This window comes from Streptomyces sp. NBC_00984 (genome assembly GCF_045162475.1).
Lineage (GTDB): Bacteria > Actinomycetota > Actinomycetes > Streptomycetales > Streptomycetaceae > Streptomyces.
In genome coordinates this window covers 181,592-193,334 of the sequence record NZ_CP108734.1, presented here as the reverse complement: position 1 = coordinate 193,334, position 11,743 = coordinate 181,592, and the positions used below count along the sequence as shown (strand labels likewise).

Sequence of the window (11,743 nt, the reverse complement as noted above, 5' to 3'; positions counted from 1 at the left end):
ACGGCAGCCCATCTTTCGGATCATCCCAGCTCACCCGACAGATCACCCCGACGCTCGGCCAGTGCCCGGCGCAGCAACATGGTGCGGTACTCGACGGACACTCCCGTGCACAGCGCCGTGGTCGACGCATGTGGGTCCTTGACACAAGGCCCCGAGACCTCGTACTCCTTGCCGTCGACACCATGATCGGCCGAACGCCAGGGCGCAGATGGCTGACGAATGCCTCGGCCTCGGCCGGTGTCCACTGCCCGTCGTCCTCGCCTGCGGCATCAGCTGCCCGGGCGCGGTGGTGACGGAGCGGCAGGAGGAGCTGCTGTTCGGCGAAGGCCGGCATCCGGACGCCGACCGCATCGAGCGCAAGCGCCTGGGCGACGGCGCCGACCCGGAGAAGGCGTGGCTGGACACCGTTCTCGGGAAGCCGGTCGAAGGGGTCAAGAAGCGGAAGCAGACCCCGTTGCTCGCTGTTGATTCGTGGTCCGGCCGCAGGCGTCCCTGATCGTGCTGTGGGCGCTGAGAGATGACCACACCCGTCGGGTCATCGAGCGGGCGCACGAGCGGGCCATCGCCACTGTGCTGCGCTGGCTGGAGAATGAGGTCGCGGCGACCCGGTGGGCATTCGACCGCCCCGGCCCCAGCGTGAGCGCAGAGCCGGTTTTCAGCGGTTCGTGCGGCATGCAGGTGCGCAGGCCCATAGTTCGGTGGGATCGGTGAGGAGGCCAGCGTCTGCGGTGTGGATGCCGAGTGACCGGTCGGCGTAGAGCCGGGCTCCGCACAGGGCGCAGCTCCAGCCGCGGGCCTGCTCGAGTGTCAGCTTGGTCAGGTCGATGGGCAGCGAATTGTCCGGGCTTGATACTTGGACTTTTTGAAGTGCGTGGTGCAGTGCGGCGGTGTCGGTGAGCGGCCGGCGTGAAGTGATCTGCCAGTAGCGGCCAGGCGGGGTTTCTTTGGCCTGGGCGGGATAACGACGTGGTTCCTTGCACTCAGGACAGTGGTCTGGGGAAGGTTCCAGGCGCTGGCGGTGGCCGTGGGCACAAGGAAGTACATGATGCGGGCGGCAGGGTGCATGGTGACGGGGCGCGCGCGGTTGCCGAGTTCTCCGATGGTCTGGAGTCCGAGGAATCGGGACACGCGGATGGCGTCCCAGGTCTGGCTGGCTGGGGCAATGCGGGTTCCTGCGAATCCGGGTGCCGGGCGGGAGGTGTCTGTGGTGTTCATCGCGGCCCTGGTGTCGGGGGTGTTTGGAACGGGGACCGTACGGCGAAGTGTCGGCACCGGCCCAAACTGCGGGTCCGGGACCGCTGCAGGTCCGGTTCTCGTCCCAGCAGGTCGATGCCTTCGCGAGTGCGGTGGCTTGTCTGCGGAGTGTGGGCGGGGCCCGGCTGGCCAGGGAGATCACCAGGGAGCGAGCGAGAGGGCTCCACTCGAATTCCTCAGGGGCGGGGTCCTCAAGCTCCAGGAGATGGGCCAGGGCTGTGGCGGCGTCGCGCCGCATGTGGTAGCAGGCGGCGGCCTCCAGACCGAAGGTGAACCGCCGCCTCCTGGACGGGAGCCTGCCGGAGTCGATCCGGTCGGCGAGGCGCAGAAGCTCGGTAGCGTCGCCAGCGCTCATCTCGACGAACACGGCATGCAGTGCGGTGCCCGCCAGGGCGAACGCGCTCCATAAGGTGCTGTCTTTTTCGCTCACCTGGTCGGCGAGCAGGGCTGCCTTCTCGGACGGCCGTTCCCGTGCTGCCCGCGGGCGGCGACTGCGGGCTTCGGTGACGGCGGTGACGAACTCCAGAACGGTGCGGGCTGCGGTGGCCCCAGGCGTCCGGTCGGGCTGATCGGTGGCCGCCATCGCAATGTGGGCGGCGTCCGCTTCCTGGCCCGAGTCTGAGGAGCAGGATGTGGCCCAGATCCCAGTGGGCGACGGCGATCCGTATGGGGTCATCCGCGTCCTCGGCGGCGCGCAGCGCTCGGTCGGCAACCATGAAAGAGAGGTCGGGTCGGCCGGCTCTGCGTGTGTAAGAGCGCAGCAGGCGGTAAAGGACGGCGGTCGCGCGGAGTACTTCGCGACGCTCGCCGCTGGTGCTGGTGGTCGTGTCATCGCCCAGCAGGCAGTCGAGGGGGACGTCGAGCTCTGCGACCGGCCTGACCATTACTTCGCTGGACGGAGGCTTGAGGCTGCGCTCATTTCGGGAGAGGTCGTCGGTTGTGATCCCGCACAGCTTGGAGGCTTCCCTGGCGCAGCCTCAGGTCACGGATTTGCTTGACGGCCGGCAGATCCATCCCGGAGCCCCCGTTCACGAAGTGACCTGTTCACGGTAGAGCAGTCTCGCCCGGGCCGGTTGTCTTTGCATCAACGTGTGACGCCGTGGTCCGGACATGGACGGCGGAGGTTTCGGAGGTCAGCGTTGAGACTGGTCCTGAGGGGCATCGGCCACAGGTTCATCACCGCTGGTGGCGTCGGTAGACGGCTGATCGGTGACTGCTTCGAGCGCGTCAGCGGCGTCCCGGGTGGGACAACAGTCGGCATGCATAGCTGCGGGACTCTTATGCCGGTTCAGCCAAGTGCGTCCGCAACGCCAGCGGCCTGTACGACTTTACGTCTGGGTGTGATCCACTGCTCTTCTGACCAGTGCGCGAGAAAGCCGCCCGAGGGTGGATCACGAGGCGGCCCACAGGTCCGTGAGAGCGATCCGCTGGCTGTGCGAACCGGGCCCGTCCTCTCGCTCCCGTCGCGAGGGCCGGGCCCGCGCCGTTGCCGACTGACCGTCGACCGGTCACGCCGTCTGCCGAAAGCGCTGCGGTTTCACCTGGCGGCCGGCCTTCTTGGCGCGGGCGTGGCGCAGTGGCGCAGTGCGCGGTCTGGTGGTAGCCGGCCGAGGCGGCCTCCGTGGTGCGGACCGGTCCGGTGGGCTCGGTGGCGGTGCTGGATCCGTGTCGGCCGTGCAGCCGCTGTATAGGGTGATCCTGCGATTCGACGAGGGGTGCAGGGTGGTTCAGCCGTTGGGCATCGCGGTGGCGCAGCCGAGGTGCGTGGCGCACGACGTGTTGTCCAACGAGGTGACCCATGCGGGGGCCGTTCGGGCGGAGGGTGCGCGGGTGGTGGTGTTTTTCGAGATGTCGCTGACGGGATACGAACTGGACGCAAGGCTGGTTTTCCCAGATGACGAATGGCTGGCTCCGATCGTCGCCGCGTGTGCCGTGACCAGGTCACTTGCCCTGGTCGGCGCGCCTGTGCCGGGTCCGCGTATCGGCATCGTGCGCGTGTGGTCCATGGAAAGGTCTGCCTGCACGGCAGCGAGGCTGTCCGCTTCGTGCCCGGCGAGCCTGCCGTGCTTGAAGTGGACGGGTGGCGGCTGGGGCTTGCCATCTGTCGTGACACCGGTGTCCCCGAGCACGCCGCGAAGACGGCCGCACTGGGCATCGACGGGTATGTGGCTGGGGTTGTTCACGCCGATCACGAGGCTGAGGTCCACAGTGAGCGCGCCCGCCGGGTCGCCGCAGACCACGGCGTGTGGGTCGTCACGACGGCCTTCGCGGGGCCGACCGGTGGCGGCTTCGACCGCACGTCCGGCCGTTCGGGCATCTGGTCTGCCGATGGTGAGCTGATCGCCGAGGCGGGCGCCGCCCCCGATGAGGTTGCGCGGGCGGTCTTCGTTAGTCCGAGCCAGAGCGACTACGGAAGTCGCGACCCGCAAGCCGGGGAAGAGCCAGCGGGGTCGGAACGGGTGCGAGGGGATCGGCGGTGCCGTCGTCCTGAGGTGGCCGCACTCGCCAGCCCGTACAGAGAGCGGTGTTCCTCAAGTTCATGAGCACATCGACTTTCTGACTCCGTTTGATGGGCATGATCTGGCGCCGGTCCTAACTCGAACCCGCGCTTGCCGATCTTGCTCATCAATCAGTCGATTCATCAACACCGCGGTGCGGTGCAGGCGGCTGCATAGCGGTCGGCCCGGCTGCCGATCAGCTCGTGCTCCTCGAGGACGCATCAGGCGCGTGGACTTCCCGCACGGGGATCTGTGCGGCGTGCGCGTAGCGGAGATCGGTGGCGAAGCGGCGGTTTGGGGTGGTGACAGCGATGACCAGGTCGGCGCCCCGGTCGATCATCTGCCGGTTGAGACGGCACGCGGCGTCCCGGTAAAACGTGGTCCGGTCTTTTCGCTGCATGCGGTGTTCAGGGTCGTCGGTGGGGCAGTCGGGCCTGCAGGTGTCCCAGTCGGTGGTGTGGCCCTCGGCTGTGAGTCCGTCGGATCGCGCCCAGCAGGCCACCGCAGTTCCGATTCCGAGCCCCGTCGGGAAGGCCGTGGACGAACGCGGGCAAGCTCAAGCGCCCGTACTCCTGAGTGACGTCGTGCCAGGCCGTCTCCAGCGACCCGGTCAACAGTTCGTAGTGCGGGCACTGCGCGGGCCCGAGTACCAGGATGCGAATGGGCGAGGTAACGGGGACGATCCCTGCTATGCCTGGGCCGCGTTGCGTTGAGCCGACGTGTCAGTTCTTTGCTGATCAGCACCGGGGTTGTGGTGACCTGATGGCGGGAGCAGATGGTGCTGTTGGCGGCTACAAAAAGCCAGCGGCCCTGTGGATCACTCCACAGGGCCGCTGGGCACTTGGCAGGATTCGAACCGGCGACCTTATGATCCGTAGCTCTGTCTGGATCGGTCAACGACGGTCATTGCGGTCTCGCCGAAGCCTCCAAGGCGCACTACTGGGCGGAGCTGGTTGCTGCATTTCGCTGCTGCACAGGGCTGGCGGTGGCCATCGCGATGAGGAGTTCGGTCGCGGATGTGGATCGCCGGCGCTGGCCCTTCTTTGCCGTCATCAGCGGTGGTCGTGCTTGCCGCAGTGCTTGTCGGGCTTGGTGGTGGTGGGGGCGGTGGCCGTGTGGGTGGTGGTGTCGCCGCCTCCGGTGACCGTCGCTTTGTTGGTGACGCGGGCGGGCGCGCTGCAGGAGACGCGGACGGTCAGGGTGATGGGTGGGTAGCTGCTTCCCGCAGGGAGGACGTCGCGGCGGGTGCAGGTAAGGGTGGAGCGGGTGCAGTTCCAGCCGGAGCCGCTGATGCGGTCGGCGGTGAGCCCCCGCGGGAGGGTGTCGCGGACGGTGACCGTGGTGCCGTCGGTGGGGGCGGGCCCGGTGTTACCGACCGTGATGGTGTAGGTGCCCTTATCGCCTCGGGTGAACTCTCCGGTGCGGCTCTTGGCGATGGTCAAGGACGGCTTCTTTTGACTGGCCGGGGCGATCGCGATGCCGAACGGGTTGTTGCCGACGGGGATCGGGCTGCCCACGACGGTATTGGTCGTGGTGTCGATCACCGACACGCTGTTCGATTGCTCGTTGGTGATGTAGGCGCGCTGGCCGTTGGGAGTGATCGCCACATCCAACGGGTTGTTGCCGACGGGGATCGGGCTGCCCACGACGGTATTGGTGGCGGTGTCGATCACCGACACATTGTTCGAGCCCCCGTTGGTGACGTAGGCGCGCTGGCCATTGGGAGTGATCGCCACACCGGCCGGGAGGCTGCCGACGGGGATCGGGCTGCCCACGACGGTATTGGTGGCGGTGTCGATCACCGACACGCTGTTCGATTGCTCGTTGGTGATGTAGGCGCGCTGGCCGTTGGGAGTGATCGCCACATCCAACGGGTTGTTGCCGACGGGGATCGGGCTGCCCACGACGGTATTGGTCGTGGTGTCGATCACTGACACATTGTTCGAGCCTACGTTGGTGACGTAGGCGCGCTGGCCGTTCGGAGTGATCGCGATGCCGAACGGGTTGTTGCCGACGGGGATCGGGCTGCCCACGACGGTATTGGTGGCGGTGTCGATCACCGACACATTGTTCGAGACCCCGTTGGCGACGTAGGCGCGCTGGCCGTTCGGAGTGATCGCCACACCGGCCGGGAGGCTGCCGACGGGGATCGGGCTGCCCACGACGGTATTGGTCGTGGTGTCGATCACCGACACATTGTTCGAGCCTACGTTGGTGACGTAGGCGCGCTGGCCGTTCGGAGTGATCGCCACATCCAACGGGTTGTTGCCGACGGGGATCGGGCTGCCCACGACGGTATTGGTCGTGGTGTCGATCACTGACACATTGTTCGAGACCCCGTTGGCGACGTAAGCGTTCGGCCCTGGCGAGGCCCAGGCCAGGGGTGGGGCGATGGCCGGCAAGGTCAGTCCCGCCAACATGGCCAGCCCCGCCATGCAGGTCCGCGCCCACACCCGTGGCCTTGGTCGAAGCTCGTTCTTCTCGGCTCCCGGGCCACTGCCCAACCCGGTCTGCCTACTCCTGCGCCTGATCACCGGCACCTCCACGTCATGAATAGGGTCAGCTGCCGTCAACCACGTCGATGGCACTGACAGCGAGGGATAGATCACTTACAGTGATCACCTGTCAGGCTATGGGTCGGCTAGTTGTTTCGCGCGTTTTGACACGGTCCATCTGATATATGTGTAGAACTGTCCAGTACAGGCGTGCACTATCGTCGCCATGAGGACGATGCTGAGGCCACCGAGCGCCCCCAGGGCGCCCACCAGCCCGTCGCCCTGACTGCGCCCCTCTCTGTCAGCCTCGGGTGAGACATCCCGTTCTGCGGGGTTAGCCTGCGAGCACGGCAGGAGAAGCGTCCCGTATGCCCAGTACAGAGCCTGTCAGGTCCGACCCGGCGGGCCTTGTACTGGGCGAGCGCAAGGCGGGCAAGGTCGCGGCCGGATGTGGCCTGCTCGGTCACGCCCGTGCCTCCTGCCGGGAGTCCATGCGGACGGCGTAGGTGCACAGGCGGATGCCGTAGAGGTCAAGAGCGTCGTCGGGTCGGTGGTGTAGTGGTGGGCGACGTCGGGCCAGGTGTTCCAGTCGAGGCGGGCGCGAAGCCGGTCTTCGTCGGTGCGTTCCGGTTGCTCGTTGGGGGCCGCGGTGGCGAACAGGGCGGCCAGCGTGACCGGCTGGCTCACCCGGCACCCCACCGTGCTGACCGAAGACGACCGCGCCGCCCTGTAGAACGTCCTGGCCCGCTGCCCCGAACTGGACACGGCCGCCGGGCATGTCCGCGACTTCAGCGAGATCCTCACCGCCCGCCTCGGCGCCACACTCCCCACCTGGATCGCCGCAGTCGACGCCAGCCAGCTACCGGGCCTCACCGGCTTCGCACTCCGCCTGCTCCGAGACCTTGACGCTGTGGCAGCCGGTCTCACCCTGGACTGGAGCTCCGGCAGCACCGAGGGCGCCGTCAACCGCATCAAGAAGATCAAGCGGCAGCTCTACGGGCGAGCCGGATTCGAGCTGCTCCGAAAAATGATCCTGCTTCAGCGACACGCCGCCGCCTTCGGCGACCGGTCTACCGTTGAGCCGTGACATGGAACGAAGCTGAGTATCTCGACTGCCTGCAGTCCGAGCGGCGTGGCTACGCATGGGTGATGCAGCATCACGGCGGGCTGGCGCCGAAGGAGGCCAGGGAGGCCGCCCTGGAGCGATACCCATACGAACCGGCTGAGGCGCCGTACCGCGGGCTGATCTTTCACGACGAGGCGTGGCACTGGGCGATGCTGGCGATCCACAGCGATCGGTACGTAGCCGAACACCCCGAGCTGGTTCATCCGTCACCTGACTACCGAGCCCTTGAGTAGCCAATCAACGAGCGCATTCGAACACCGAGGTAACGCTCCACGACCGCTCCCCAAGTTCTGTGCCAGAACCGCGTCTGGGAGTCACTGTGGCCTTCCTCGCGGGCCAAGGGGCGCCGTCACCTACTGCCTGTATCTGGATCCCCGATTCGTGACTCCAGGCTGCGTTTCAGAAGTGGATCTCGACGTTTCAAGATCCACTTCGTGGGAAGGTGTGATCTGGCGAATGCGCAGTGGGCGAAGCTGGAGCCGCTGCTCCCGGTGAGGAAAAAGACTGGGCGGCCGCCGGTGCACACCAAGCGGCAGCTGATAGACGGCATACGCCGGCGCACCCGCGCTGGTGCTCCGTGGCGGGACGTGCCCGAGCGGTACAGCCCTTGGGAGACGGTCCATGGCCTGTTCCGGCGTTGGCAGCGGGACGGCACATGGCACTGCATCTTCGAGCGGTTGCAGGCCCGGGCCGACGTCGAGGGGCTGATCACCTGGGATGTCCCGGTGGACTCGACCATCGCCCGCGCCCACCAGCATGCGGCGGGAGCCTGTAAAACGGGGATCTGCAGGTCGAACCGCCGGGCGGTGTCTTCACCGAGCCCGACGACCACGGGCTCGGACGCTCCCGGGGCGGGCTGCCCACCAGGCTCCACCTGACGGTCGAGCAGGCCCGGAAGCCGATGTCACTGGTGATCACGGCAAGGCAATGTGGTGACTCCCCTCAGTTCCAGGTGGTCCTGGGGCGTATCCGGGTGCCCGGGCTCGGGCCGGGCCGCCCGCGCACCCGGCCGGACAGGGTTCGTGCCGACAGGGCGTACGGCTCCCGCGCGAACCGCGCCTACCTGCGCAAGCGGGTATCCGCTGCACGATTCCGGAGAAGCGCGACCAGATCGCCAACCGCAAGAAGCGCGGTTACCACGGTGGGCGGCCGCCGAAGTTCGACAAGGCCGACTACAAAGAGCGCCACGCGGTGGAGTGCGGAATCAATCGCCTCAAGCGGCACCGCGCAGTCGCCACGCGATACGACAAACTCGCCGCCCGCTACGAGGCGACCGTACTGGTCGCAGTCATCAACGAGTGGCTGTGGCCAGCACTTTCGAAACGCACCCTCGTGCACCGGCGGTCCCCGGAACCTCCGACTCGCGCACATCGCGCTCACCAGCAGCGCCGGTGTCCCGGGCGGGCACAGCCGGTGATCCCGGCACCGACAGCTCCTGTTGAGACTCGGCGGCAATACGGACGAGGTCGCGCGCCGACAGGACATCACCCTGGCTGTTGTCCGAAGCCGTCCGGTCTTCCACGAGACCTGGGAGTCCGTCATTGCGTCCGGCGGGACACTGCATCAGGACCGTCTCGACACGGCCATGACGATGGGCGCGGACGCGCTGCCACCCGCATGCGATCTGCCCGTGAAGTGCCAGGCGCTCGGGGGCACGACTGCCCGGACGGACCCACTCCCGCTCGGTCCGGGCGGCCCGGTCCGCGGTCCAACAGGCGAGGGCCCAGCTGAGAGGCACGCTCGGGTACAGCGGATCGGTGACCACGGCACCGAGCCCGACAGCCTCCTGCCGTCTCTCCGTGTCCGTCCACCTGGGCCCGGAGATCTGGTCAATCACCGCCACGGCCGCCACGACCCGGTCGTCCGCACTGAGCACGAAGACCTCCGACGCCGCGCATTCCGCATCAGGCAGGGGCAGGACATGCAGGCCTTCTGAGGAGATAGATATCTCCTCAGAAGGCAGGGCCTGCACGCCTGGGCCGAGTCGCCTACGGCGATGCACTGAGCGGCCTGGGACTGCACCAGGTGCGCGACCACCGGGTTGGAGTCCTGGGCCTCGTCCAAGACCACGAAATCCGCCTTGAGCTTCGGCTCGGTGAGGGCCCACGCCTTGAGGTAGTAGTCGTGGGTGTAGCGGTGAGGGCTGGCCGGGTCCTGGGTCTCGCGCCGCAACTGGCGGGCGTGCGGCAGGAACTGCGCCGCAGCTCCTGCATCTGCGCCCAGCCGGCCGATCCGGTAGCCGCCCCCAGGGGCAGACGGATCCGGTAGCGGTCGGCGGCGAATACCACCGCGTAGGGCTGGGCTCAGGACGGGTCGTAGACATAGGGCAGGGCGTTGCTGTTCCCGGCCGGGGTGTGTGCCACGACATTCACCGTGCCGGGCGTTCCGCCCGGGGAGGTCGCGACGACCTGGGTGTCGGAGATCGCTGAAAACGAGGCCGGGAGGCCGCCGAAGGTCACTGCGTCGGTGAAGGTGAGGCTGCTGCCGCCCAGCACGATTGCGTCGCCGCCGAGATCAGAGCCATTGGAGGGGGTGAGGCTGGTTAGGACGGGGGCTCCCAGATATGTGTAGTGCGGATTCCCGGTGGTCGTCGCCGTGCTGGTCCCGCCCGGTGTGGTGACGGTGACGGTGACCGTGCCAGACCCGGCCGGAGCGGTCACGGTCAGCTGGCTATCGGAGACCACGTTGATGGTGGTGGCCTGATTCCCTCCGAAGCTCACGGCGCTGGTGAGTGTCAGATTACTGCCGAAGACGGTGACGGTGTTGCCTCCGGTGGCTGGGCCGAGATGTGTGGACAGCTCGTTGATGGTGGGCGCGGCGATGTAGAAGTAGGGCAGGGGATTGCTGGTGCCGCCGGCCGTGGTGACCGTAACGCTGACCGAGGACGGTGGCCCGGCTGGCGCACTGACGGTGATCTGGGTGGGGGTGTTGGTGAGGATAGTCGCCGAGTTATTACCGAACTTCACCAAGATGGCGCCGGAGAGGTTAGTCCCGTTGACGGTGACTGTATTGCCGCCTGAGGTGGGGCCTGAGGTGGGGATGAGTCCGCCGGAGAGGGTGTTTTCGCCCGAAGTCGGATCGGAGGCAGGTCTGAGACTGCTGAGAGCCGGGACTGAGGTGTAGGTGAAGAGCACGTTTTGGGTGCTGGTCCCTGTCGGCGTCGTGACCGTGGCTTTGACCGTACTGGTTCCTGTGGGGGTCTTGGCCGTGATCTGTGTATCGCTCACGAGGACGAAGTCGGCGCCGACGGGGCCGAACCTCACCAAGCTGGCGTCGGTGAAGCCGGAGCCGGTGATGGTGACGCTGGTACCCCCGGCTGGAGTGCCTTGGGCGGGGCTGACGTTGGTCACTACAGGGGCCATGAGGCTCTTCTCCTTCTCCTAGCGCTTGGGGCGGCAACGCCGCGTGACCTGGCCGACGATCGTCGGCCAGGTCACGGGACGTTGCCACCCATCCGCACCACGTTCTGCGGACGGACCGCGACTTGGTGATCGTGCCGTCGGGGTGCCCGGATATCCCCGACGATCAGGTGATGGTGAAGGCCTGGGCGTTGGAATTGCCGCCACAGGTGTGGACCGTGATGGTTCCGGCCCCGGTGGCGAGTCCGCCGGGCACGGTGGCGGCGAGCTGGGTGTCGCTGATAGGCGCGAAGACCGCGGTGGCTGTGGCGGTGGCGCTGTCGGTGAAGGTGACGGTGTCGACGTTGACGAAACCGGTTCCGTTGACGGTGATCTGGTCCCCCGCCGTACCCGATGTGGGAAGCACCGAGGTGATGGCCGACGTGAGGTAGTAGTCGATCTGGGTGGTGCCCGAGGTGCTGGTACCGCCGGCGGTGGTGATCGTCACCGGCTGGGTCGACACCGTACCGACCTGGCCCGGGTTGGTCGGCGCGGTGAAGGTGACCTGGCTCGCCTGGGTGGGGGTGACCGCTACGTTGCCGACGGTGCCCACCCCCACCTGCGTTCCGGAGAGGAAGTTGGTCCCGAACAGCGTCACCGAGCCGCCCGAGGCGGCTGGCACACAGGTGACGCTCAGCCCTGTGGTGGTCGGCGTGGCGATGACGAAGAACGGTAGCGCGTTGCTGGTAACGCCGGCGCTGCTGGTGACGCTGACCGAAACCTGGCCGGAGCACGGCGCCGTGCTGGGCACCACGAAAGTGACCAGCGTGGCGGTGACGCTTGCCGGGGTGACCGCCGCCGAACCGAAGTTCACCCTCGTGGTGGTGGACAGACCGGTTCCGTTGATCTGGACGGTGTTCCCGGGCCTGCCTTGGTTCGTGGTGGTCGTCGTGTCCACCAACGAAGTGATGGTTGCCATGATCTTTCTCCTTCGTACGTACCGCTCTGCCTGGGCGCACAACCGCATGGATG

13 protein-coding genes are annotated in these 11,743 nt (G+C 67.2%); 9 read left to right on the top strand and 4 right to left on the bottom strand.

Annotated features, from left to right (window positions below; genetic code table 11):
- Positions 1–208 precede the first annotated feature (208 nt).
- The 4 genes from OG520_RS00990 to OG520_RS00975 all read left to right on the top strand — a co-directional run bounded on the left by OG520_RS00990 (position 209) and on the right by OG520_RS00975 (position 3,797).
- Positions 209–496, top strand: coding sequence for a hypothetical protein (locus OG520_RS00990; RefSeq protein WP_406011797.1), 288 nt, complete (start codon positions 209–211; stop codon positions 494–496).
- A complete protein-coding gene (locus OG520_RS00985; protein WP_406011796.1) occupies positions 472–711 on the top strand; it encodes a relaxase domain-containing protein in 240 nt (79 codons plus the stop codon). Before OG520_RS00990 ends, OG520_RS00985 begins: the two co-directional genes overlap by 25 nt.
- A gap of 1,175 nt (positions 712–1,886) precedes the next feature.
- On the top strand, positions 1,887–2,252 hold the full coding sequence (locus OG520_RS00980; protein ID WP_406011795.1) for a hypothetical protein: 366 nt from the start codon (positions 1,887–1,889) through the stop codon (positions 2,250–2,252).
- Between the two features lie 903 nt (positions 2,253–3,155).
- Positions 3,156–3,797: a nitrilase-related carbon-nitrogen hydrolase gene (locus OG520_RS00975; RefSeq protein ID WP_406011794.1), complete on the top strand. Its 642-nt coding sequence runs from the start codon at positions 3,156–3,158 to the stop codon at positions 3,795–3,797.
- A gap of 151 nt (positions 3,798–3,948) precedes the next feature.
- Here the strand turns inward: OG520_RS00975 and OG520_RS00970 are convergent, their stop codons facing one another.
- Both OG520_RS00970 and OG520_RS00965 read right to left on the bottom strand, forming a co-directional pair.
- On the bottom strand, positions 3,949–4,152 hold the full coding sequence (locus OG520_RS00970; RefSeq protein ID WP_406011793.1) for a hypothetical protein: 204 nt from the start codon (positions 4,150–4,152) through the stop codon (positions 3,949–3,951).
- A 652-nt stretch (positions 4,153–4,804) separates the two neighbouring features.
- Complete coding sequence (locus OG520_RS00965) at positions 4,805–6,070, bottom strand: beta-propeller fold lactonase family protein (RefSeq protein WP_406011792.1); 1,266 nt, start codon at positions 6,068–6,070, stop codon at positions 4,805–4,807.
- A 545-nt stretch (positions 6,071–6,615) separates the two neighbouring features.
- Between OG520_RS00965 and OG520_RS00960 the strand changes: the two genes are divergently transcribed.
- From OG520_RS00960 to OG520_RS00940, 5 genes are all read left to right on the top strand, one after another.
- Positions 6,616–6,753, top strand: coding sequence for a hypothetical protein (locus OG520_RS00960; RefSeq protein WP_406011791.1), 138 nt, complete (start codon positions 6,616–6,618; stop codon positions 6,751–6,753).
- 233 nt (positions 6,754–6,986) lie between these two features.
- Complete coding sequence (locus OG520_RS00955; RefSeq protein ID WP_406016389.1) at positions 6,987–7,334, top strand: transposase; 348 nt, start codon at positions 6,987–6,989, stop codon at positions 7,332–7,334.
- Complete coding sequence (locus OG520_RS00950; protein ID WP_406011790.1) at positions 7,331–7,606, top strand: hypothetical protein; 276 nt, start codon at positions 7,331–7,333, stop codon at positions 7,604–7,606. The genes OG520_RS00955 and OG520_RS00950 overlap by 4 nt, the downstream gene beginning before the upstream one ends.
- A gap of 201 nt (positions 7,607–7,807) precedes the next feature.
- On the top strand, positions 7,808–8,251 hold the full coding sequence (locus OG520_RS00945) for a transposase (protein ID WP_406011789.1): 444 nt from the start codon (positions 7,808–7,810) through the stop codon (positions 8,249–8,251).
- The gene (locus tag OG520_RS00940) at positions 8,158–8,790 is read left to right on the top strand and encodes a transposase (RefSeq protein ID WP_406016388.1); all 633 of its coding nucleotides are present in this window, start codon (positions 8,158–8,160) and stop codon (positions 8,788–8,790) included. Before OG520_RS00945 ends, OG520_RS00940 begins: the two co-directional genes overlap by 94 nt.
- An 886-nt stretch (positions 8,791–9,676) precedes the next feature.
- Here OG520_RS00940 and OG520_RS00935 read toward each other — a convergent pair.
- Both OG520_RS00935 and OG520_RS00930 read right to left on the bottom strand, forming a co-directional pair.
- The gene (locus OG520_RS00935; protein ID WP_406011788.1) at positions 9,677–10,735 is read right to left on the bottom strand and encodes an IPT/TIG domain-containing protein; all 1,059 of its coding nucleotides are present in this window, start codon (positions 10,733–10,735) and stop codon (positions 9,677–9,679) included.
- Between the two features lie 163 nt (positions 10,736–10,898).
- The gene (locus OG520_RS00930) at positions 10,899–11,690 is read right to left on the bottom strand and encodes an IPT/TIG domain-containing protein (RefSeq protein ID WP_406011787.1); all 792 of its coding nucleotides are present in this window, start codon (positions 11,688–11,690) and stop codon (positions 10,899–10,901) included.
- Positions 11,691–11,743 lie beyond the last annotated feature (53 nt).